This window comes from Bilifractor sp. LCP21S3_A7 (assembly GCF_052118825.1).
Taxonomy (GTDB): Bacteria; Bacillota; Clostridia; order Lachnospirales; family Lachnospiraceae; genus Bilifractor.
Map to the genome: position 1 here is coordinate 22,620 of NZ_JBQKGL010000009.1, position 23,340 is coordinate 45,959.

Here is a 23,340-nt window from a genome sequence, read left to right on the forward strand (position 1 = left end):
GAAACCGGGAAAGATTTGAAAAGATCTGAAAAGGTCGTGAAAGACCTGAAAAGATCTGGGAAGACTCGGAAAGCCTGGAAACACCTGAGAACCTATACAACAGACAGATCATTACGAAAGAGAGGATATAGATTATGATGAACACAAACGCAACAACAAAGAACAACAATGTAATGGGAAAGAACACAGCAAGAGTATATAACGGAAGAAATACAAAGACATCTCTTAAGGATCGCTTCCATGCATATATGAGAGAGGTTGTTGATTTCTACGGTGATATCGCAAGAAGAAGCGGATATCGTAATCCGATGGGCTTCTGATGAAAGAAGGAGACCGCAATTCGGAGACTCCGGAAGGTAAGAGCCGGAGCTTCGGCGAAGGATTATTGAGCAATGCAAACAGAACAGATATTTTTCTCCGGAGAAAACCGGAGATCGGAAAATGGACAGAAAACGGATGGATCTCTTGATTGAGACTGCCGCTTTTCTGTCTTTTTCTTTTTATGTGTTGCTTTTCTGTCTTTTCTTTTTGTGTGTTGCTTTTCTGTCATTTTCTTTTTGTATGTTATATAATGGATCGGAGTATTCAGCGGGATGATCTGCAATATCCAGGGATTCGTTCTTGTTTTCTTAACGCTGATGAATCAATGATTTCACAGAATGATGCTTGACGCGGCGCGGCCGCGAATGACAGCAGAGCAGAAAATTCGCGACCTGACGGGCACTGTGAACAGAAACAGGTATACCTGATTATGCGGCGAGCCTAAACAGGTATGTCTGGTTATCCGGTGAAGAGAAATGGGCAGATCTGAATATGCGGCGAATCGAAACAGGTATGTCTGATTATCTGGTGAACGGAAATAGGTAGATCTGAATATAATGAGAGAACTGTATAAGGAAGGGAGAAATACATTATGGCATGGTACGATGAAGCGGTTTTTTATCATATTTATCCTTTGGGACTTACCGGCGCGCCGAAGCAGAATGACTACAGTGAGCCTGTGCACCGCATGAAGAAGCTGATCCCATGGATTGATCATATGAAGGAGATCGGATGCAGCGCGCTGTATATCGGACCGCTTTTTGAATCGGCAAGTCATGGATATGATACCACCGATTACCGGAAACTGGACAGCAGACTGGGAGACAACGAGGATCTGAAGGAGTTCGTGTCAAGGTGCCATAAGGCCGGAATCCGGGTTATTTTTGACGGTGTATTCAACCATACTGGAAGAGACTTCTTCGCGTTCCGGGATCTGCAGAAGAATCGTGAGAGCTCTGCATATCGGGACTGGTACTGCAATGTAAATTTCGGCGGGAATAATGAGTACAACGATGGATTTTCTTATGAGAACTGGGGCGGATACAATCTGCTGGTCAAGCTGAACCAGAGAAACCCGGAGGTTCAGAATTACATCTGTGATACGATCCGGTTCTGGGTGAAGGAGTTTGATGTGGACGGCATTCGCCTGGACGCGGCAGATGTGCTGGATTTTGATTTTATGAAGTGTCTGCGCAGAACCGCCAATGAGGTGAAGAAGGACTTCTGGCTGATGGGCGAGGTCATTCACGGCGACTATATCCGGTGGTCAAATCCGGAGATGCTCCACGCTGTCACGAATTACTGTCTGCACAAGGCACTCTATTCCGGACACAATGAGCACAATTATTTTGAGATTGCGCACACGGTACGAAGACTGTACGAAATGGGCGGCAACCGGCCGGACGGACTCGGTCTCTACAATTTCGTGGACAATCATGATGTGGAGCGGATTTACACAAAGCTGAACAATAAGGCACATATGTTCCCGGTACATGTCCTGCTCTATTCCCTTCCGGGAGTGCCGTCGATCTATTATGGCTCGGAGTTCGGCATCGAGGGACGCAAGGAATGGGGAAGTGACGCATCGCTTCGGCCGGAGCTGAACCTCGATGATTACAGGGATGCGGTAAGAACAAATCCGATCACGAGAGAAATCGCTGCGCTTGGACGGATCCGGCAGTCGGTGAAGGCACTTTCGTATGGAGCGTATAAAGAACTTCTGCTGACAAACCGGCAGTATGCGTTTGCCAGGGAGTGGAATGGGGAGAATGTGCTGGTCACGGTAAATAATGACGACAATGATTTTACCATGACGATATCTGCCGAGGGCGGGGAACGTTTTATCGGAGGACTTGCCGGAACGTCGGTGACCGCGCAGAACGGGCAGCTGACCGTCACAATCAAGGCAAATTCCGGAGAGATCTGGATCCCGGCGGCGGAAGGGGAGAACCCGGATTTCATGAAAACACCGGTATGCAAGGCAGAATCAGGAAACATAGATACTCCGGCATGTGAGGAGGAAACCGACATTGCGGATACTCGGGCATGTGAGGTGGAATCCGAAATGAAGGATGGCGCGGCATGCGAGGCGGAATCCGAAGTGAAGGATGGCGCGGCATGCGGGGCAGACTCCGAAATGAAGGATACGTTGACAGCGGAGACGGAATCCGGAATGCGTCAGTCTGAAGAGCAGGTTTCGGAGGAAAGCATAGAGAAGAAGACCGGGAGACTTCTCAAGGAAGCGGCTGGAAAATCGTATGAGGAAATGACAGTCGAGGAACTGCAGGAGGCTATTTTGGCAAAACTTGCGTCGAATGGACCTGTCACAGATCAGATGAAGCGCGATGTGGCGGAAAATATCTGGCATGATTCCCTGGTGAACTGGATAAAGAGCTTCCGATGAGAACAGAATTCAAAGCCACCGGCTGGTCCGGTGGCTTTGCTGCAATTTCATTAAGCCGATAATAGCATTGACAAAGACCAGACGCAGGTGTATTTTTAAATTACATATGAACGAATGAGCATATGTTTAATAAATCAAAAGAAAATATCGTTGCCACATGAAGAAATTTTAACAGACAGGGGGTGCCTATGAGCGACATGGATGACATCAGGAAGAAAGGAACGGAGCTGATTCGTGACGCGGAGAAAGTGTCACAGGAAGTGAAGGCTGCGGAGATAGAGCAGAAGGAGAAAGAGGAACGCTTGGCGGAAGAGCGGGAGGAGGCGCTGAAGAATTCCGAGACCAGGAAATTCGACGCGGCGAAACTGTTACGGGAGCAGGAGCGGTCCGAAAAGGAGCGGGTTGAACAAGAACGGTCAGAACAGGAACGGTCAGAGCAGGAGCGGTCCGGAAAGGAGCGGGCTGAACAAGGACGGTCAGAACAGGAGCGGTCTGAACAGGAGCAGTTCGAAGAGGATGGGCCTGAACATGACAGGCCCGAACAGGAGCGGTCTGGATCGGAGAATTCAGGACAGCCGCAGTCAGAACAGCAGGAGTCAGAGCAACGGAAATCAGGGCAGAAGCCTGTGAAGAAAGAAAAGACCGAAGATGATGCTGACGACGAGAATGACGATGAAGATAATGACGATGATGAAGAAGATGAGATGGAGCCAAAGCAGAAGCTGATTCAGATTGTCGTTTCAACAGGGCTTCTGATCGCCACATACCTGATTAACCGTGCTGTTCCCGGTCTGGAAATGTGGCAGCGTCTGCTGATCTATCTGGTGCCCTACGTTGCAGCGGGATTCGATGTCCTTCGTGAGGCAGGCGAAGGAATCGCTCATGGCGAGGTGTTTGACGAGTCGTTTCTGATGACCATTGCAACGATCGGGGCACTGCTGATCGGTTTTGTACCGGGAGGCAAAGAAATGTTTCCGGAGGCAGTGTTCGTGATGCTGTTTTTCCAGGTTGGAGAGCTGTTTGAGGGGATTGCCGAGGGCAACAGCAGAAGGGCGATATCCCAGCTGCTCGACATTCGTCCGGATACCGCGAACCTGGAGTGCGGCGGAGAAGTGAAGGTGGTAAATCCTGAGGAGGTGAAGGTCGGCGATATCCTTGTGGTAAAGCCGGGAGAAAAAGTCCCGATGGACGGAATCGTTGTGGAGGGAAGTTCAAGTCTTGACACAGTGGCGCTGACCGGCGAGAGCGTGCCGCGCGATGTCAGAACCGGAGACGTGATTCTTTCCGGATGCGTGAATCAGAACGGGCTTCTCCGGATGAAGGTGGAAAAGGAATTCGGGGAGTCAACTGCCGCGAAGATCCTGAAACTTGTAGAGAATGCCGGGAGCAGGAAGTCAAGGAGCGAGAAATTTATTTCAAAATTCGCCAGGGTTTACACGCCGATTGTCGTGCTTGCAGCGGTGGCGGTGGCTTTTCTTCCGCCGCTTATTTCGGGCGATTTTGTCGGGAATTTTGCCACATGGCTGCTCCGCGCCCTGACCTTCCTGATCGTATCCTGCCCGTGCGCGCTGGTGGTTTCCGTACCGCTTGCGTTTTTCGGCGGAATCGGCGCCGCGTCCAAAATCGGTGTTCTGATCAAGGGCTCCGGATATATGGATGCTCTCTCCAGGGCGGATACCGTAGTGTTCGATAAGACCGGAACACTGACGAAGGGCGTTTTTGAAGTGACGACGCTTCATCCGGAGTGCATCGAAGCGAAGGAACTGCTTCACCTGGCGGCGCATGTAGAAAGGTATTCTACTCATCCGATTGCTGTCTCGCTCCGGCAGGCATTCGGTAAAGAGGATGATGGCTGTGAGGTTGAGAATGTGGAGGAAATTGCCGGCCGGGGAATCCGTGCTGCGGTAAACGGAAAGACGGTGTGTGTCGGCAATCAGAAGATGATGGAGGATGTCGGCGCAAAGTGGAAGATTTGCGATGAGCCGGGCACAATCATTCATGTGGCGATCGAGGGTAAGTACGCAGGCCATATCCATATCAATGATGTTGAAAAAACGGATGCGGCGCAGGCGATTGCGTCGCTGAAGGCGGCCGGTATCCGGAAGACGGTGATGCTGACTGGAGACCGGGAGAAGGTTGCGGAAAAGGTTGCTGCAGACCTCGGCTTAGACGAGTACAGAGCAGAGCTTTTCCCGGCGGACAAGGTATCCGAGGTTGAGAAGCTGATTGATCAGAAACCGGACGGAACCTCTCTTGTATTTGTAGGTGACGGAATCAACGATGCACCTGTCCTCGCGCGGGCAGATGTCGGAATTGCTATGGGTGCGCTTGGATCGGATGCCGCGATAGAGGCGGCAGATGTAGTGCTGATGGACGATAAGCCGTCCAAGATTGAGAAGGCGATCCGGATTTCGAGAAAAACCATACGGGTTGCGAGACAGAACATCGTACTGGCGATTGTAATCAAAGTGGCTATTCTGCTTCTGGCAGCTGTCGGACTTGCGCCGATGTGGCTTGCGGTGTTCGGGGATACTGGTGTACTGCTGATCTGTGTTCTGAACTCGACGAGAACGCTGACTTACAAGAAAGGATAAGGCTGCCTTCCGTGTATCAATGGGTCTTGACAAATAGCGAACGCTCTACCGGCGCAGCGTAAAAAAATAAGTATGCAGAAAGTGATATGGAGAGAAAAGGATTTGAAATGAAAGAAAATACCGTCCAGAAAAGAACCTGTTGTATGCCGGATGAGCGGGAGAAGGATTTGAAATGAAAGAAAATACCGTTCAGAAAAGACCATGCTGTATGCCGGATGAGAATGAGATGTTCGATCTGGCCGAGCTGTTTAAGGTTTTCGGAGACTCTACGCGAATCAGGATTTTGTTTGCCCTGTTTGATTCGGAACGGAGCGTCGGAGAGATCGCTGAGCTTTTGAATATGACACAGTCCGCGGTATCGCATCAGCTGAAGATCCTGCGGCAGTCCAAGCTCGTAGAGGCCAGGAGAGACGGAAAGCAGATTTTTTACTCCCTGGCGGATGAACACGTTCACACAATCATCCGGGTCGGGAGAGAACATATCGAGGAGTGAGCGAATAACCTGAGGATCGGGCAAACGACCTGAGGAGTGAGCGGATGCGGCACATCCGTACTCAGAATTGCATATTGCTTATTTCGAGAGAGGTGATATATAATTCAGTTTAAGTGTTTTTATCAGTAATTAAATAGAAGAAAGAGGCATATCATGGAACATTTGGTTACAGTCAGAGAGATTTATAAGGAACGTGAGAAATACATCGGTCAGAAGATCAAGGTCGGCGGATGGGTTCGCAATATCCGGGATTCCAAGACCTTTGGATTTATCGTACTGCACGACGGAACCTTCTTCGAGACCCTGCAGATTGTATACGCGGACAAGCTGGATAATTTCAAGGAAATCTCCTCACTGAATATCGGCGCGGCGATCATTGTCGAGGGTACGCTGGTGGCGACACCAAATGCGAAGCAGCCGTTTGAGATTCAGGCGGAGAGCGTCGTGCTTGAGGGAGCTTCGACGCCGGATTACCCGCTTCAGCCGAAGCGGCACACGATGGATTATCTGCGGACAATTTCACACCTTCGTCCCCGCGCAAATATTTTCCAGGCTACTTTCCGTGTGCGTTCCCTTATTGCCTATGCGATTCACAAGTTCTTCCAGGAAAATGACTTCGTGTATGTGCATACACCTCTGATTACTTCCAGTGATGCGGAGGGAGCCGGTGAGATGTTCCAGGTCACTACGCTGGATCTGGCGAACGTTCCGAAAAATGAGGACGGAACGGTTGATTACTCCCAGGATTTCTTCAACAAGCCAACCAACCTCACGGTAAGCGGTCAGCTCTACGGCGAGACCTTTGCGCAGGCGTTCCGCAAGATCTACACCTTCGGTCCGACCTTCCGCGCAGAAAATTCCAACACCACCCGTCATGCCGCGGAGTTCTGGATGATTGAGCCGGAGATTGCCTTTGCGGATCTGGAGGACGACATGGAATGCGCGGAGGCTATGCTGAAGTATGTCATCCGTTATGTCCTTGAAAACGCACCGGAGGAGATGGAATTTTTCAACAAATTCGTGGACAAGGGACTGCTTGATCGCCTGAATCATGTCGTGAATTCCGATTTTGGCCGCGTAACGTACACCGAGGCCATCGAAATTCTGGAGAAGCACAACGATGAATTTGATTACAAGGTGAGCTGGGGATGCGACCTTCAGACCGAGCATGAGAGATATCTGACCGAGAAGGTCTTCAAGAAACCGATCTTTGTGACGGATTATCCGAAGGATATCAAGGCATTTTACATGAAGCTGAACCCGGATGGGAAGACGGTTGCTGCCATGGACTGCCTGGTACCGGGAATCGGAGAGATCATCGGCGGAAGCCAGAGAGAGGAAGATTACGACAAGCTGAAGGCACGCATGGAAGAGCTGAAGATGGACATGAGTCAGTATGATTTTTATCTGGATCTGCGAAAGTACGGAACGACCCGTCATTCCGGGTTTGGTCTCGGATTTGAGAGATGTGTGATGTATCTGACTGGAATGGGCAACATCCGCGACGTGCTTCCGTTCCCGAGAACAGTCAACCACTGCGATCTGTAAGCCCGATATGACAGTCTGATGCCGCGGCCTGAGAGCCGGAGTTATTCAGGCACCATAGCCTGTAAGGCCGAGAGGACATTGAGGGGTCACGGTGTGAAGGACGGAGAAAACATTCAACCACTGCGATCTGCAAACCGGAGGACCTGTCTGAGGATATGCCCGGAGGTGAATCATTGCACGAATTATGGAAGAGAAAAAGAAGCAGGCATCAGTAACGGAAGAGAAAGAGGGAAGGAACCCTTCGCCGCCGGAAGGCGCAGCGGGAAATCCGGAGAATCCCGGCGGCAAAGCAGAGAACCCCGGAAATTCCGGCGATGCGGCGGGAAATCCGGAGAATCCCGGCGGCAAAGCAGAGAACCCCGGAAATTCCGGCGATGCAGCGAAAAATCCGGAGAATTCCGGCGGAAATGCGGAGAGCGGCGAGGATAAGAAGCCGTCAAAGAGGCGGATGCGTGACAACTTCCGCCCCGAATACACCAGGATCTCGTTCTATGTTGTGATTACGGTGATGAGCATCTATTTCCTGGTCCGGATGTTTGATCATGTCGGAAATATCGCGGGAGCGATCGGTTCAGGCTTCCGGTGGCTGGGCGTGATAATCCGCCCGCTGGTCCTGGGTCTCGTATTCGCCTATCTGCTGTATCCTATGGTCAACTTTTTTGAACGTCATATTGATGCTCTGAGAGACCGGCTTTCCAATCGGAGATTCGCGGGCGGTACAAACGCAAAGGTGGAAAAACCAGGAAATGCGGAAAAACGAGGAAAAGCAGAAAAACCGGGAAAAAGGGAAAAATCAGAGAACCCGGGAAAGACGGAAAAAAAACGGAAGTCTTCGAGGGGGCTGGCCGTTGCGATCACCTGCGTGATCGTCGCGGTGATTCTGTTCGTCATCCTCTCGCTCATCGTATCGACCATTACGAGCCAGCTGAGCGTGATCAGTCTGGACAGTTTTGACACGATTTTCAATGGGTTTATTGATGCTCTGAACGAACTTGCGCGCAATATCGAATCGGTGCTGCACCGGCTGAATATCTCATCGGATCAGATCAACAGCTTCATCAATCAGGCGGGAGACAGCCTGTCGGAATCCATCGAGAAAATTGCGTCAAATCTGATCGTCGGGATCAAGAACCTTCCGTCCTTTTTCTCGATGCTTCTGTTCGCGATTATTTTCGGAATCTACTTCATGGTCGACGGAGAAGGCCTGAAGAAGTACTGGGGTCACGTGTTCCGTACCATCGCGGGAAAGAAAGGAAGAAAATACCTGGAAGAGTTTGCGTCAGAGGCAGACCGGGTATTCTCCGGATACATCCGGGGTCAGCTGATGGACGCGCTGTTCATGTCTGTGGCGGTGAGTATCACTCTCTCGGTTATCGGCGTGAAATATTCGATCATTATCGGCGTACTTACGGGCATCGGCAACCTGATTCCGTACGTCGGACCCTTTGTGGCCTATGGCTCCACGGCTGTGGTGTGTCTGCTGAACTGGAATATGAAACGGTTCGTTGTTGCGATGGCTGTGCTGTTTATCCTGCAGACGATTGACGGCAATGTCGTGAATCCGAAGCTTCTGGGGAACAGCATCCGGATCCATCCGGTTCTGGTCATCGTGTCACTGCTGATTGGAGGAAAAATCGGAGGCCTTCTGGGAATGATCATTGCGGTTCCCTGCGGCGGTCTGCTCAAGGTGTATTTCGAAAAACTGATCGCATATCTGGCAAACCGCAAGAGGACGGCCGCCATGAAGCAGGAGGAGCAGAAAAACGCGGAGAAGAGTCATTAGAGATTAGCAGAGGCAAGCAGAGGAATTCTTATCTCCCGGAATATGTGCCGGGAGTCATGCCCTTGTATTTGCGGAAAATCTTGATGAAATAGCTCACATCTCCAAAACCGCAGGCGTACGCTACATCGGTCACAGTGCTGTCCGTCGTAGACAGCTCGTAGCAGGCGTGCTCAATGCGCTGATAATTCAGATAATCCATCGGTGTTCGGTGGGTCATGCTGCTGAAAAAGCGGCAGAAATACTTCGGGGACATCGATGCGGCGGCAGCCAGCTCATCCAGTGTGATGGGCTGGCTGTAATTTTTGTCGATGTAATCCAGCACCTTGCGGAGCTGAAGTACCTTCCGGTAGCCTTTCCGGGTCTGTGGCACGGATTCCAGATAGAGGTGATGACGGAAGACGAGCGAAAAGAAATGATAGAGTTCGCCGATCACCATCATCTCATATCCGGGATAGCGTTTCTTCATGGCCTCGAAGATGTGATCGGTGACCGGAATGACGGAGGAGAACTTTTCTCTTTCAAAATGATCGAAGACGAGAGCGGACCGGTCGAGGATCTTCTGGATATAGCTTCCACTGCTGGAGTTGTGTCTCGTAAACACATTCAGATCAAATACCAGACATTCATAGACACAGTTTTCGGGCATGCCGGAATGGAGAACGCCTCCATGAACGAAGACCAGGTCTCCGGGTTTTACGGATGTTGTGCGCTCGTCCAGTGTCATCTCCAGTTTTCCGGAGAGAACCCGGATCAGTTCATATTCCTGATGCCAGTGGTAGTTCATGACATACCGGGGGTGACGGTCGTCGAGATGATAGAAGGCGAAGGGAAAATCAGAGGTGCCGTGGCGGCGCTTCTCGTTCAGATCCATAAACTGCATGAAAGGTTCCTTTCTGAGCCGCCGGCAGAATCCGTGCGGCTTCTGTAAGTGAAGTTTTATCAGACAAAATGAATAAAAAACAGACGCAACATTTGTGATTATCATACAAAAAATATAAAAATGTGAATATATTACCATACGAAACGATTATAACACTATCTTTTGACTGGGAAAAGTGCTACAATTGTGCCATGAGTTGGGCGGAACGCCTGTTTTTTTCAGGATTACCAGCGAAACGTTACGCTGACAATCTGTGTATTAAATATCATATGGGAGGTAAGCAAATATGGCAGACGAGAGAAAACTGATCGGCGGACATCCGGTCATTGGAATTCGTCCGGTAATTGACGGACGCAAGGGCCCTCTGGACGTCAGAGGATCTCTGGAAGAGCAGACAATGGGAATGGCCGAGAGAGCGAAGAAGCTCTATGAGGACAACCTGAGATACGCAGATGGAACACCGGTCAAGGTCGTTATTTCCAATACTACGATCGGACGTGTGCGCGAGAGCGCGCTCTGTGCGGAGCAGTTCAAGAAAGAGGGCGTTGACATTACCCTTACCGTTACACCGTGCTGGTGCTACGGATCTGAGACAATGGATATGGATCCCACTACAATCAAGGGCGTGTGGGGACTGAATGCGACAGAGAGACCGGGCGCTGTATATCTGGCATCCGTTCTTGCGACACATGCTCAGAAGGGAATCCCGGCATTCGGAATGTACGGCCGCGACGTACAGGAAGCGGACGATGATACGATTCCGGATGACGTAACGGAGATGCTTCTTCGTTTCGGACGCGCAGCGGTTGCAGCGGCATCTCTTCGCGGAATGAGTTATCTGCAGATCGGTTCCGTTACGATGGGAATTGGCGGATCCATTATGGATCAGGATTTCCTGGAGTCCTATCTTGGTATGCGTGTGGAGTCTGTGGATGAGGTTGAAGTGCTCCGCCGTATGGAAGAGGGGATCTATGACAAGGCAGAGTTCGAGAGAGCTCTGAAGTGGACAAAAGAGAACTGTAAGGAAGCATGGGACAAGAACCCGGAGTGGATCCAGAAGTCCCGTGAGGTTAAGGACGAGCAGTGGGAGTTCACGGTCAAGATGTATATCATCATCAAGGACCTGATGCGCGGCAACGCAAAGCTGGCGGACGAGAAGGTCACCGCAGGCGGACAGAAGTTCGAAGAGGAAGCACTCGGACACAACGCCATTGTCGGCGGATTCCAGGGACAGAGACAGTGGACCGATCACTGGCCGAACTGTGACTATCCGGAAGCATTCCTTTCCACTTCCTTCGACTATGACGGCGCACGTGAGCCCTATGTTCTCGCTACCGAGAATGACTGCCTGAACGGACTGTGCATGCTGTTTGAGAAGCAGCTTACCGGCCGCGCGGCAATGTTCTCTGATGTGCGTACCTATTGGAGCGGCGAATCTGTAAAGAGAGTAACCGGCTATGACATTGAGGGTCACGCAAAGGATGCCGATGGTTTCCTGCACCTGATCAACTCCGGCGCATCTGCACTTGATTTCTCCGGCGTCTGCAAGGACGCGGACGGCAATCCGACAATCAAGCCGTGGTGGGAGCTGACCGAGGACGATCAGAAGGCAATGTGTGAGGCTACCGAGTGGCCGCCGGCTGACAACGGATACTTCCGTGGAGGCGGATATTCCTCCAGATTCCTCACAAAGACAGAGATGCCGGTAACCATGGTTCGTCTGAACCTGGTAAAGGGCCTCGGACCGTTCCTGCAGATCGCAGAAGGATGGACCGTAGCACTTCCGGATGAGGTTACCGATACCCTCTGGAAGAGAACCGACTACACATGGCCCTGCACATGGTTCACACCGCGTGTTGACCACATTCCGGGAAGTGCATTCTGCACCGCATACGATGTCATGCGCAACTGGGGCGCAAACCACGGCGCTACCGTATTCGGCCATGTAGGAGCAGATCTGATCACCTTCGCCTCCATGCTTCGTATTCCGGTTGCCATGCACAACATTCCGGATGAGAAGATCTATCGTCCGGCTGCATGGAACGCATTCGGCACAAAGGACAAAGAGGCGGCTGACTACAGAGCATGCGCTGCATTCGGACCTCTGTACAAGAAATATAAATAATACAGATACCACAAATACTACAAATATCGGCGGTACGAAGACAATCCTGTGATCGGAGAGCAACGATCACAGGAGGCCTTCGGCAAATGCCGGATCAATGATGACAGCATATATTTTCTGCAGGAGACTTACTTAGACGAACATCATTTGGAACCCTGCAGAAAATATTGCTATATCCCCGTCGGCAGACGCTTCGGTCTGTGTGCGGGGATTATTTTGTATAACGGCAGCTCTTAATCGTGATAAAGCTCTGCGCCATCTCTTCGTATCCCGGTTAACAGCGATTTTGAGACCGGTTCGTCCGTGCGGTATATTCATATCTTATTGACGGCTCATTTTTTCAATATTTCCCTTTTTTCAATATTTCCCTTGAGAACTTTTCCGTGTAATTCTCTATACCGGTCAAACCGGAAGAGCCTTTAGCGAACTGCTGCATAAGCATATTACTTTTGCACCAGTTCTTTTTTCTTTGCTTCAATCAGTTTCTCAAGCTGCTCGATTTCATGGATATCTTCTGAATCAGACACAAACTGTCTCACAAGTTGCATAGTATTCCCGTCTCCTGCGGATTGACGATAGCAGTCAGCCCAGTATGTGTCCCGGTCTAATACGGGGACGTAGGAGCGGGTGAGAACCGTGTTGCTGTAGACGATATCCGCTACTTTAATTGCATTTTTCTTCAGCAGAGTCCGCAGACATACGGCGATGGTATTCGGGTTGACCGTGCCAAGCTGTCGGATGTCGGCCGCCGTTAAAGGACGGTCACTTTTCCATAATATTTCCATCACATCGAGTTCTTTTCCGGTCAGATGAATGGTTTTCTTTTCCTTTTTGCATTAGTCATAGCGATGTTCCTCATTATATTTCCCGATAAATTATCGATTCAATAATAATTTACTGTATTTTTATACAAAATGTCTATGTGTTTTCTGGCATTGTTTTCAATAGATAAATAAATAATGATAATGTAAAATATTACTCAAACAATGAAACACCACAAAGTTAGAAATAGGAAGTGTGATTATCTTCAATTTTTTGTAACTTTGTGGATGCAGAAATGTTATTGGACCATAATTTATGGAGATTGGTATTCAGATATTTAACTAAAATAATTGCTGGGATGTCAATTTAATATTGAGATTGGCATCCCGGTATAAAAAGGAGTTAGATATGCGTTCAATAAAGAAAGAAGAACTTCGCAGGGCTTTCGGTGGAATGGGCTTTAAGCTTGCTGTGCTTACCGGACTGGCGATTGCTTTTTCTCATATCGTGCTTGTGCAGGTGCCGCTTGCGAGGGAGAATCATATGGCAAAGCTGGGACTCTTGCTGTACCCGCTGTTGGAACCGTATTATGCTTCCTTTTACAATATCATGATGGATCTTATGAATCCTGAAGGATACGTGTATTATCTGCTGCTTCCTGTGATTGCCACCATGCCGTTCAGTGCTTCTTTTTACTTGGATCGGAGAAGCGGATACAAGATGCAGGTCTGTCAGAGAACCTCGCAGAGTCAGTATCTCAACGCGAAATATCTGGCCTGTTTCCTGTCAGGAGGCGCAGCGGTTGCGATCCCGCTTGTGGTGAACTACCTGTTTGCTCTGATGATTCTTCCCAATATTATGCCTTCGGCGGCGATGGGGACAAACACGTTGTCTGCGCAGATTCTGTTTTCCAATGTGTATTTCATTCGGCCGGAACTCTATCTGCTGCTCTATCTGGCAATTGATTTTCTGATGGGCGGTCTTTACGCGTGCTTCGGTCTGTTTCTCAGTTTCTTCATCCGGAACGCTTTCGTGATCTGGAGCGCGGGATTCCTGATTCAGCTTCTGATAAACGCAGCAAGTGACAGCTCGCAAGATACCATATATTATTCAGCAGTGCACTGGATGCGTCCGGGAATGGGGATTGCATATCCGGCCGTTACGTTGCTGTGGATTGTACTTCTCGGGGCAGTTCCCGGAGTGCTATACCGATTCTGTGCCAAAAAGAAGGAATTTCTATGATGCGACGAATGATAAGTCTGATTCTGATCGCGGCCGTCTGTGTCCTGAATGTGGTATTTCTGGCCGGGTATATCGATTTCTTCTACGTGCAGAACGGACTGCACGTATGCATGAGTGACTATCTGATGATATCAACGGTGCCGGCATACGCGGATCTTCGTGTGTTCATACCGTTTCTGATTATTCTGGTTCTTGAGGAGAAAAACAGGCAGACGTATGTTTTTGTATTCCGGTACTCTTCGAGAAAGCGGCTTGCGGGGCATATTTTGAGACGAAGTCTGTGCAGAGCAGTATTTTGTTCCGTGGCATGGACGGCTGCGGCTGGGATTGGCGGAGCACTCCGGAATCTTCCGGTCATGAACTGGTCGGAGAGCGGAAGTGTCTACGCCGGTCTGGTCCGGAGTACACTGTCATCCGGGGGAATCGTGCCGGTTGTTGCTCTTCTGTGCGTGTGGAACGGAGTGAGTAAGCTTCTGTTGTATGAGCTTTTCTACGAAATTCTTTTCCGTGTAACCCGGTATACGGCGCTTGTGTGGGTCCCGGCAGGAGTAAACGCGGGAATAGGCTACATGATGTATCTCGCGGAGCGTCACTGGTTTTACATTCTGTATGAGAGATCCTTCTGGGTGTCGGCCTTCTGGCAGTATCTGTTTTTGTCGGCAGTGTGTGTCGCCTTATATGGGATTTTATACGCGGTAATCTGCAAGGGGGATGTGCGCAAATGAGAGGAGGACGTGACGGACGTTTTTCCGGATTTGCAAATAATGAAAATCTGTACACGGCTTTTCTGTTTCTGGCCGGAACACTGTGTGATGCTGCTGCGGTCGCATTTTCAGAGAATGCTCTTTACCGGGAGTACGGGCTTCTTCACGGGAAAGCGTGCAGGATTTCCGCAGTTTCGCTGTGGGTGGCGCTTTTCCAGGGAACGCAGCCTGTGATCAACACAGTATCTAAGGAGACGACAGAGCCTTTCAGGATCCCTGCCTTGTGGGCGCTCTGCATGATCTGTTTCTTTCTCATGATCGGTCTGGCGGTAGAAGAAATGCGCGGCGCTGCGTATCAGCGGATCCTTCGAGAAGGAAGCCGGGCGAAATGGGCAGGACGAATATGCTGTAAAATTACAGCAAGAGTACTGTTGTGGTATGCCTGCATTTGGGGATCTGTTGTGCTTCTTGCGTTCTGTCTCGGCGGAACGTGGGTGCCTGGAGACAGAGGGGTTTTTCTATTGATAAGCGGTGTTCCGGAAGAGCTTTGGTCTCCTGTTTATCTGTGCGCCGCACTGTGGCTGAGTGTCCTCGCAATGCTGGCGATGGCGTTTTTTCAGGCGGTAATCTGCCTTCTGGTATCACCGATGATGGGAATTGTATGTTCTGTGGCAGCGCTGGCTGCTTCGGTCTTCTGGCATGCGCCTTTTCTTCCGGGTGAATACCTGCAGTTTGTGAGAATGAAGCCAGACGAGCTGCTGCCGGGAGTCTGTACAATGAGTCTGATCCTGGCAGGCAGCGTTTTTCTGATATTTGTCCGTGTGCGCAAAATGGATTTCCGGACTTTATTCCTTATCTGAACCTTTCTGAGGGTGGGTTAGTGATATATGGAATGTGCCTCGGAGTCGAAGGCTGCCGGATTCTTCACATTGCGTTAATCACACATACAATGGTTCCGGAGCCGAAAACTGCCGGATTTTTCATACCGAGCGATCCACAGGTTTTGGAGATCGGGATGCTGAATAGATAGCATACATTATAATGGGAAAGCGGGGATATCATGTATCTAGAAGTGAATCATGCGGGAAAAAAGATCGGACCCGATGAGGTCCTGAAGGATATTACATTTTCACTGGAAAGGGGAACGGTGTGCTCGCTGATGGGCGGGAACGGCGCGGGTAAATCCATGCTGATGAAGGCGATTTGCGGGCTGATTTTTCTGACGGAGGGAACGGTTTCGGTAGACGGAAAGATAATCGGAAAGGACATTTCCTTTCCGCCGGATCTGGGCGCGATGATCGAACACCCGGGTCTGATCCCGCAGGATACCGGCTGGCAGAACCTGCGTGAGCTGGCTTCAATACGCAAGCGTATCGGAGATCCGGAAATTGAAGAGGCTATGAAACGGACGGGGATCTACGAGGCGGCGGGTAAGAAGTTCCGGAAGTATTCGATGGGAATGAAGCAGCGGCTCGGGATTGCAGCGGCTATCATGGAAAAACCGTCTCTTCTCATTCTGGATGAGCCGTGCAATGCGCTGGATGAAGAGGGAAGAAACATGGTGTTCCAGATTATCCGGGAGGAAAAAGAAAGAGGAGCGCTGGTCATTTTGGCAGGGCATGAGGCGGAGGATCTGGAAAATGTATCCGACATTATGCTGATCATGAAGAACGGAAAGATTGTAGAGCGGAGGGAGTTATCGGTTCAGAACGAATCATGATGAGATATAGACATTTCGGACACTTGAAATCGTTTCCGTATCCGTTTGGCATGAGTAGAGGATGCTTGCGCTGATCGAAGCCCGGAAAGGCGAGATGCTGTCTGATAATGGGAAGACTGGTCTGGTTAATGAAAAAATGGGAGGTGGCGGATCGGTGAAGGGGAGCGGGAAAATGAAAAAATGGATCGTGTTGCTCTGCTGTGCGGTTTTCATCGGTGTGTTCGGCTGGAGATACTGGAAAGTCAACACAGAATGGCCACAGGAAGAGGAAGTGAATATCCCCATGGGCGATACATATTGCATAGACGATCTTGAAGTGACGGTGGAAGACGCGTCCATGATGTCTCAGGAGGATTCTGAGAAGAGGGTAAGGGCGGAAGATATGGGAATCGTGACCGATGAGATACATTGTCGTGTCGTGAATATATCTCTGCGCGTGAAGAACACTGGTTCGTCGCCGCAGTCATCTGAGGCTCTCCTTGGATATGTTGTGACGGGTGCATATCACAACGGATTTATACTTTCGCAGGATGAGTTTCAGAAATTCCCGCTCGATCCCGGCAAGGAAGTAACGGTGACGGGAAGTGCCCTGCTCAGCTCTACCGGTTTCAGCAAGAACCAGTGGAAGCATCTGGAGAATCGCAGCTATGCGTTGTCGTTGTCGGTTTATCCGAAATCTGTAAAGATGAAGATTGCTATATAAGCGCTGCAAAAACGCGGAAAGGCTCGTGGCACGTAAAATGCTTTTAAGTGTTTTTTTTGCTTTTTGGGGGTATGATGTTTCTTTACTGAATTTTTAAGAAATGTTTCCAATGGTACGGAAAATGTCGGATGAAATGTGATAGACTATCAGCAAAATGAAGAAATCACATAGAAAAGGGATGGAAGCATGGATAAGAAAGATTCAGCAATCAACCGTTTTTATAAAGATTTTAATGCATTTGAAAATGCCTCTCACAAATACGAAAAGGGTGAAATCGACGCCGGGGAGTACACGGGCATTTCCAAGGGATTTGGCGATTATCTGCAGAGAGACAATCACCAGATGCTTCGGATTCGTATTCCGGGCGGACGGATGACTGCCGGCATGGCGTCGGCGATTCTGGATGCCTGCACCTATTATGGCGTGGATACGTTGAAGATCAGTACCGGGCAGGCACTGCAGCTGCATGATCTCAATCCGCACGCGGGCCGCAGGCTGGTGCTGCGTCTTCTGGACAAAGGAATTGTGACCAGAGGAAGCGGCGGAGACAACCCGAACAACATTACGGCTACACCGTTGTCCGGTCTGGCAACAGAAGAGTACTTTGACGTTCAGCCCTATGCGAAAGCGGCGGATGACTATCTCCTGCGCTACATCGGCGTGCGTCCGCTCCCGAGAAAGTTCAAGATCGGATTCGCTTCTTTTCCTTCCGGGGAGATGCATATCACGATGAAGGATATCGGATTTCTGGCAAATCCGGATCATACCTTTGATGTATTTGCTGCCGGTGGGCTTGGTATCAAGCCAAGAATTGGCGTTCTGGTCGGCTCGCATGTGGATCCGTCCGAGATTCTCTATTACCTCAGGACCATGCTGGATGTCTACATGGAGAATGGCAATTACAACAATCGGAACAAGGCGCGGAGCCGTTTTCTCCAGGAGACCATGGGCGTCGACGGGTTTAAAAGCACCTTTGCCCTGCATCTGCAGGAAGTAAAAGCGGAGGGAAATCTGGATCTGTCCGTCGTGGAAGAGCAGGTGACGAAGACGGGAGAAGATTCTCTGCCGGAGGATCCGAGAATTATCCCGCAGAAGCAGAAGGGGCTCTGCGCGGTTGCCTACCATCCGCAGGGAGGGTATTTGTCTCTGGGAAGACTCCGGGAGATCATGGATCTGGCCCGTAATTGGAGAGAGACGGAACTGCGTCTGACGACGACGGGCGGCCTTTACATCGTCAACTGCACTGGGGATGAGGCCCGAAGCATGCTGGAGCTTACAAAAGACGGCTGCTTGAGCGATTTTGAGCAGTCAATCTCCTGTGTCGGGCACGCAAGGTGCGACATCGGTCCGGCGGATTCTCAGAAACTGCTGCAGAACTGCCTGGAGGCGGTCCGGAAAGAGCATTTCTCCCCACATACGCTGCCGCGGATGCGGATCTCCGGCTGCATTTCTTCCTGCGCAGCGCAGCAGATCGGGTTGATCGGGTGGAGAGGTGCCATCCGCAAAGACCAGGATGGAAACCGCGTGGATGCGTTCTTCTTCTCGTACGGAGGCAGCAGCATTCCGGGGAAGGAAAAGCTGGCAGAAAGTAAAATCGTCCTGCTGGCAAAGGATATCCCTGACTTCCTGGTCGCGCTGGGAAGAATTGTCGAAAAAGAACAGGTTCCGTTCGCAAAGTGGCTGGAAGGAAACGAGGAAACACTCCTTGAGCTGGTAAAACAGTACGCTGTCTGATGTGCGAAAAAAATCCTGAGAGGGATGCTGTTTTAATTTCTGACTCCTTTTACAATTGTTCTCTTTGATGCAAGCGATGCATTTTCATTGTGAAAAAATGAGTGGAAAAAGAAAACAAAAAAATTAAAAACAGGGGTTGACATTCATGAATGAATTTAGTATGATAAGACTCGCTGATTGATCAACGCATCAATCAAGAGGCTGTCGAGGTTTGGCTCAGTTTGGTAGAGCGCTACGTTCGGGACGTAGAGGCCGCTGGTTCGAATCCAGTAACCTCGATAATAGTTTTGGAGATGCCGCAAATCCTTAAAGAATGGGGGGTTGCGGTATCTTTTTGTTTTCACGGGTTTTCACCTTTTTATCCGGAAATCTGCATGAATCTTCGTGATATAACAAAAAATATAACAAAACCGATTATGCGAATAAAGTTCTCGCAGGTGCGCTCAGATCTTCAATGATACCGGAGTCCATGTTGGACTGATGCTTCATATAATGTGTGTAAATACGGAGTGTGGTGTCTGGATCCTCATGTCCCAGCCAGTACTGTACTTTCTTGATATTCCAGTTCTTGTCCAGCAGCAGGGAAGCGCAGGTGTGACGGAGCTTATGAAGCGTGATCTCCGGACGTCCGAAGCGCTGCATATCGGTCTTGAAGCGCCGTGATACCCAGTTTGGATCATAACTGTGCCCATCAGGCCAGCAGAAGACATAGCCGTCTTTGTTCTGGTATTCGTCCTTGAAGAACTTTTTATCCAGGATCTGTTGTGCAAGAATCTTTTTCAGGCAGATTTCTACAGTGGGAAAGAGATGCAGGTCTCTTCTGCTCTCCAGAGATTTGGTCTGATCTTCGGCATAGACCGTCCTCTCCCGCACTACTGTGTGCCGGATGTGTACGATCTTATGGTCCCAGTCAATGGCTGACCATTTCAGACCGAGGATTTCTGATCTGCGCAGACCCATGTAGACACCCATAAAGGCAATGGGAAGAAGCGGGGCATCGTTTTTGGAGAGGTATTCCAACATGTCCTGGATCTCATCCTCCTTGAGGAAGAGATAGTCTTCAGAGAATTTTTTGTTGGACTTATTACTTACCTTCAACCCTGCAGTTGGATCATACTTTATCAAGCCATCGATTCTGGCACAGGTAAATGCCTCAACCAGAAGAGCCTTGTACTCTCTGACTGTGCGGACAGAGAGGGGTTCACGTTCGCCGGTTTTCTGGTTTATTTTTCCGGTGAGTCTTGCCGTTTCAAGAAAGGCCTTCACCTGCGGTGTGGTAATGGACCTGACGGGCTTTCTGGAGATCTCAAAGTCTCTTTTAAGCCGGTTGATCTGGTAGGTATACTTGTCGTAGGTTGAAGTACGGATATCGTTCTTTTTGCGTTGCAGAAGGACATCCAGGTAAGCTCCGAGAGTGATCATGGGATCAAGACCGGCTGACAGCTCTGATATGTCTTCTTCCAGATAGGCGTAGTCATTATAAGCCTTGGCCATCAGCTTGTCTGCGTTGACCGGGCGGGGATGTGCCTTTTTCTTTTTAGCTTCCGTTACTTGGATATGTGTGCTGACAAGCTTCCCTCGCCACAATCCTGTTTTGGGGTCCTTGTAGCGCAGTGCGATATAGTAATAGGTTCTTCCTGATGAATGTGTTTTTGTAGTAAATGTGCCAGTCAATTTTTTACCTCCTTATGTGACCGGCAGACTGAGAATCGTTATTTATAACAGTATATCATTTTCTCTGCGTCTGCTTGTAGTTTTTTCTTTTTCTGTCTGTGTGATATCTTCTGTATTTTCTTTATTCCCCACTGTTTCTTTATTTTCCCCGTTTCCCTCAAAGAAACGGATGAGAGATGACTTGCTGATCCTGTAGGCTCTGCCTACCATGCGTGCGTCCAGCTTGTGGCTGCGGATCAGAGAGGATGCGGTGGGCTTGCTGATCCGCATGATTTTACAGACGTCTTCCAGTGTGAGAATTTCGGGGTAGTTTTCAAGCATGTTATGATTCCTCCTGAGAAATGTATGGAATACTTTTGTTTACGGAATGGTTCACCGGGCCAGTCATTTGTGGCGTTGATCAGGCCCGGCTCTGTCGATGATGTCCGGATGTGTGCTGCGTTTGTGCGGGGGATGTTTTTAAAAGCACCCTTCAAGGCGGAGCGTCACTAAATGTAGTCACTCATCCGGGAAACTTCTCCATCCTTTACACATCTACTGTCTTTCTTAATATTTATTTTTTTTTATAATAGTAGAGTGACATATATAGGAAATAGACAAAAAGCCCTGTAAACACAGGGCAGGAGGGCGTCAACTGCCCGTCACCGGAGTATCACTTTCCTTCGTGCAGGAAGCTGTTTTTTTGTCAGGGGTATCAAAAGGGATCTCCACCTGCCGGGGAACCGGCGAAAACCCGCCTGTGTTTTTGGAACTGTCTGTGACGTCCTGCGCGGCAGGGTCTCTTTCCCAGCTCCACTGCACACCGTATTTTCTGTAGCGGTGCTGTTTGCATTTCCTCCAGCCTTTGATAGAGGTGTTCATGATTTCAGAGATGTCCCGCAGTTCAAACTCCCGGGGCTCGTCATACAGATGGTTAAAGGCTTCTGCATACAGAAGCCTGGTGCATACATACTTGCCGGTATAATCATCAAGGAAGCCCTGTATTACACCTTCACGGGTATCGTCCGGCATGAATTCCCTGATATACACCTGGAGCTTTCTTTCCATCTCCTTTGGCAGGGCAAGGCGGAATTTCCCGTGCCTGTAGATTTCCATAGCCTCAGCCCATACCTGGTCGATATAGACCCTGGAAGCGGCTTCATCCTCATTGATATCTGCTTCAGCCCTCTCTGCATTGCACTGGACCACCATAAAGCGTCTTGCGCCGGTCCGGTCAAAGGGCAGGAACTTTTTCTTGTTGGTGGTCCCGATAAATACGCACTGCCTCGGTCTGTCCTTGGGATGTGTTTCGTAGGGGACCTTGTAGGTCTCTTTCTGACGGCTGAGAAAGGACTTGATTTCCTCGGCGCTTCTGGCATTCATGGTGGCGAGCATCTCAGAGAATTCGATGATGAAGTGTCCGGCCATCTTCCGGTATACGTTTTCATCGTTGAGGTTCTTCAGATCATCGGAGAACCATTCATCCTGAAGGGCAAGTAACCTTGCAAAGGTCGATTTTCCGGCGCCCTGCGCCCCGACAAGACAGAGCATGGTTTCAAACTTGCAGCCTTTATGAAAAATCCGGCTGATGCCGCCAAGTAAGAATAATTTCATACATGCATAAGTCAGATCGGAAGTATCAGCGCCGAGAAAATGGTGCAGCACATATCGGATCCGCTCGGTGCCGTCCCACTTCAGGGCATTCAGCCTGTCCTGGATGGGGTGATACCAGTGATTGTTGGCTGTAATTGCCAGTGCTTTCCGTATTTTCTTCTCATTGTTTAAGCCATACATCTTTTCAAGGTACATCATGAGGTAATCCTCATCTGTGTCAGTAAGAGCTGATTCTTCTCTTTTCCACCACATCGGTTTTACAATGTCGATCCGGTCTGTAAGCTCGTTCTTCCGGATGGAACCAGCAAGAACAGGATCATATTCCAACGCTATGACCATGTTCTCGATATTCTGTTTTGGAGTCCCCTTCTCCGATATCTCCATCCTTCTGATCACTTCCGATACCGACTGCTTCTGCAGCTGATTCGGATCGGATCTCTTCTGCCCGTTTTGCATGTCGTTCTACCTCCTCTTTTGCTTTTTCGTAGTATTCGTGTCTCGTCTTTTCATCCCCAAGCATCAGCTGGTCCAGAAGATATTTAATGTAGGGGAGCTGATGCCCGGCTTCTGTGAACTGGTCATTCCATGTATCATCCGGGGACTGCGGCGCCTTCGAATGCATCCAGTCCTTCAGGATCTCCTCATATTCAAGAAACTGCCTTGTGTTTTCATAGAGCCAGTTTCTGTAGGGTTTCTCTTCAGACTTTCTTTCGTAATAAGTGAATTGATGCGATTGGCTCGGTCTGTTTTTGCCAGGATCTCTGTATCCTGTATTTAAAGGGAGATTGAAATCGGATACGAGCTTTTTAGCTGCCTGCAGGGGATCCAGATCAAATAATCTGGCAGTCAGGTCAATGGCATCTCCGTCTGCTCCGCATCCGAAGCAGTGAAACCGGCGGTCAAGCTTCATACTGGGTGTCCTGTCGGGGTGGAAAGGGCATCTTGCCATTCCGTTCCGGTTGACAGCAATGCCGTAAGCCTCGGCAGCCTGCCGCGCTGTGACGTAATTTTTTACATCTTGAAATAATCCCATGTTCCTCCTTTCTGTTGTGGCCTTTGG

The 23,340-nt window shown here is 49.7% G+C and carries 20 protein-coding genes and 1 tRNA gene; 15 read left to right on the forward strand and 6 right to left on the reverse strand.

Translation table 11 applies throughout. From position 1 onward, the window contains the following. Positions 1–134 precede the first annotated feature (134 nt). The 7 genes from ACTQ1O_RS09295 to ACTQ1O_RS09325 all read left to right on the forward strand — a co-directional run bounded on the left by ACTQ1O_RS09295 (position 135) and on the right by ACTQ1O_RS09325 (position 9,143). Positions 135–320: a hypothetical protein gene (locus ACTQ1O_RS09295; protein WP_441474901.1), complete on the forward strand. Its 186-nt coding sequence runs from the start codon at positions 135–137 to the stop codon at positions 318–320. Then, the gene (locus tag ACTQ1O_RS09300) at positions 320–469 is read left to right on the forward strand and encodes a hypothetical protein (protein ID WP_441474902.1); all 150 of its coding nucleotides are present in this window, start codon (positions 320–322) and stop codon (positions 467–469) included. The genes ACTQ1O_RS09295 and ACTQ1O_RS09300 overlap by 1 nt, the downstream gene beginning before the upstream one ends. A 444-nt stretch (positions 470–913) precedes the next feature. Next, on the forward strand, positions 914–2,725 hold the full coding sequence (locus ACTQ1O_RS09305) for an alpha-amylase family glycosyl hydrolase (RefSeq protein ID WP_441487040.1): 1,812 nt from the start codon (positions 914–916) through the stop codon (positions 2,723–2,725). Between the two features lie 704 nt (positions 2,726–3,429). Further along, positions 3,430–5,319, forward strand: a complete 1,890-nt coding sequence (locus tag ACTQ1O_RS09310; protein ID WP_441487125.1) for a heavy metal translocating P-type ATPase — start codon at positions 3,430–3,432, stop codon at positions 5,317–5,319. 172 nt (positions 5,320–5,491) lie between these two features. Beyond that, on the forward strand, positions 5,492–5,812 hold the full coding sequence (locus tag ACTQ1O_RS09315; protein ID WP_441487041.1) for an ArsR/SmtB family transcription factor: 321 nt from the start codon (positions 5,492–5,494) through the stop codon (positions 5,810–5,812). 153 nt (positions 5,813–5,965) lie between these two features. Continuing rightward, positions 5,966–7,360: an asparagine--tRNA ligase gene (gene asnS, locus ACTQ1O_RS09320; RefSeq protein WP_441487042.1), complete on the forward strand. Its 1,395-nt coding sequence runs from the start codon at positions 5,966–5,968 to the stop codon at positions 7,358–7,360. Between the two features lie 184 nt (positions 7,361–7,544). Then, positions 7,545–9,143, forward strand: a complete 1,599-nt coding sequence (locus ACTQ1O_RS09325; RefSeq protein WP_441487043.1) for an AI-2E family transporter — start codon at positions 7,545–7,547, stop codon at positions 9,141–9,143. Between the two features lie 28 nt (positions 9,144–9,171). On the opposite strand, the gene ACTQ1O_RS09330 is transcribed toward ACTQ1O_RS09325, so the two are convergent. Then, positions 9,172–10,023, reverse strand: a complete 852-nt coding sequence (locus ACTQ1O_RS09330; protein WP_441487044.1) for an AraC family transcriptional regulator — start codon at positions 10,021–10,023, stop codon at positions 9,172–9,174. Between the two features lie 286 nt (positions 10,024–10,309). Here ACTQ1O_RS09330 and ACTQ1O_RS09335 point away from each other — a divergent pair, with 286 nt between their 5' ends. After that, on the forward strand, positions 10,310–12,148 hold the full coding sequence (locus ACTQ1O_RS09335; RefSeq protein ID WP_441101354.1) for an L-fucose isomerase: 1,839 nt from the start codon (positions 10,310–10,312) through the stop codon (positions 12,146–12,148). A gap of 443 nt (positions 12,149–12,591) precedes the next feature. Here ACTQ1O_RS09335 and ACTQ1O_RS09340 read toward each other — a convergent pair whose 3' ends face one another. Beyond that, a complete protein-coding gene (locus ACTQ1O_RS09340; protein WP_441487126.1) occupies positions 12,592–12,963 on the reverse strand; it encodes a BlaI/MecI/CopY family transcriptional regulator in 372 nt (123 codons plus the stop codon). Between the two features lie 355 nt (positions 12,964–13,318). Here ACTQ1O_RS09340 and ACTQ1O_RS09345 point away from each other — a divergent pair, with 355 nt between their 5' ends. The 7 genes from ACTQ1O_RS09345 to ACTQ1O_RS09375 all read left to right on the forward strand — a co-directional run bounded on the left by ACTQ1O_RS09345 (position 13,319) and on the right by ACTQ1O_RS09375 (position 19,292). Beyond that, positions 13,319–14,152, forward strand: coding sequence for a hypothetical protein (locus tag ACTQ1O_RS09345; protein WP_441487045.1), 834 nt, complete (start codon positions 13,319–13,321; stop codon positions 14,150–14,152). Then, positions 14,149–14,877: a hypothetical protein gene (locus tag ACTQ1O_RS09350; protein WP_441487046.1), complete on the forward strand. Its 729-nt coding sequence runs from the start codon at positions 14,149–14,151 to the stop codon at positions 14,875–14,877. Before ACTQ1O_RS09345 ends, ACTQ1O_RS09350 begins: the two co-directional genes overlap by 4 nt. After that, positions 14,874–15,716 (forward strand): hypothetical protein, encoded by an 843-nt coding sequence (locus ACTQ1O_RS09355; protein ID WP_441487047.1) that lies wholly within the window; start codon positions 14,874–14,876, stop codon positions 15,714–15,716. The genes ACTQ1O_RS09350 and ACTQ1O_RS09355 overlap by 4 nt, the downstream gene beginning before the upstream one ends. A 200-nt stretch (positions 15,717–15,916) precedes the next feature. Further along, a complete protein-coding gene (locus ACTQ1O_RS09360; protein ID WP_441487048.1) occupies positions 15,917–16,576 on the forward strand; it encodes an ABC transporter ATP-binding protein in 660 nt (219 codons plus the stop codon). A gap of 61 nt (positions 16,577–16,637) precedes the next feature. Then, positions 16,638–17,279, forward strand: coding sequence for a hypothetical protein (locus ACTQ1O_RS09365; protein ID WP_441487049.1), 642 nt, complete (start codon positions 16,638–16,640; stop codon positions 17,277–17,279). Positions 17,280–17,465: 186 nt separating this feature from the next. After that, positions 17,466–19,013, forward strand: coding sequence for a nitrite/sulfite reductase (locus ACTQ1O_RS09370; protein WP_441487050.1), 1,548 nt, complete (start codon positions 17,466–17,468; stop codon positions 19,011–19,013). Positions 19,014–19,218: 205 nt separating this feature from the next. Next, positions 19,219–19,292, forward strand: a tRNA-Pro gene (locus tag ACTQ1O_RS09375). Between the two features lie 135 nt (positions 19,293–19,427). Here ACTQ1O_RS09375 and ACTQ1O_RS09380 read toward each other — a convergent pair. From ACTQ1O_RS09380 to ACTQ1O_RS09395, 4 genes are all read right to left on the reverse strand, one after another. After that, positions 19,428–20,687 carry a site-specific integrase gene (locus ACTQ1O_RS09380; RefSeq protein WP_441487051.1) on the reverse strand — a complete coding sequence of 420 codons (1,260 nt, stop codon included), beginning with the start codon at positions 20,685–20,687 and terminating at the stop codon, positions 19,428–19,430. Between the two features lie 42 nt (positions 20,688–20,729). Next, entirely contained in the window at positions 20,730–21,008 is a 279-nt protein-coding gene (locus tag ACTQ1O_RS09385; RefSeq protein ID WP_279199006.1) for a helix-turn-helix domain-containing protein, read from the reverse strand. Between the two features lie 309 nt (positions 21,009–21,317). Further along, positions 21,318–22,664: a virulence-associated E family protein gene (locus tag ACTQ1O_RS09390; protein ID WP_279199019.1), complete on the reverse strand. Its 1,347-nt coding sequence runs from the start codon at positions 22,662–22,664 to the stop codon at positions 21,318–21,320. Further along, the gene (locus tag ACTQ1O_RS09395; protein ID WP_441487052.1) at positions 22,597–23,313 is read right to left on the reverse strand and encodes a CHC2 zinc finger domain-containing protein; all 717 of its coding nucleotides are present in this window, start codon (positions 23,311–23,313) and stop codon (positions 22,597–22,599) included. Before ACTQ1O_RS09395 ends, ACTQ1O_RS09390 begins: the two co-directional genes overlap by 68 nt. Positions 23,314–23,340 lie beyond the last annotated feature (27 nt).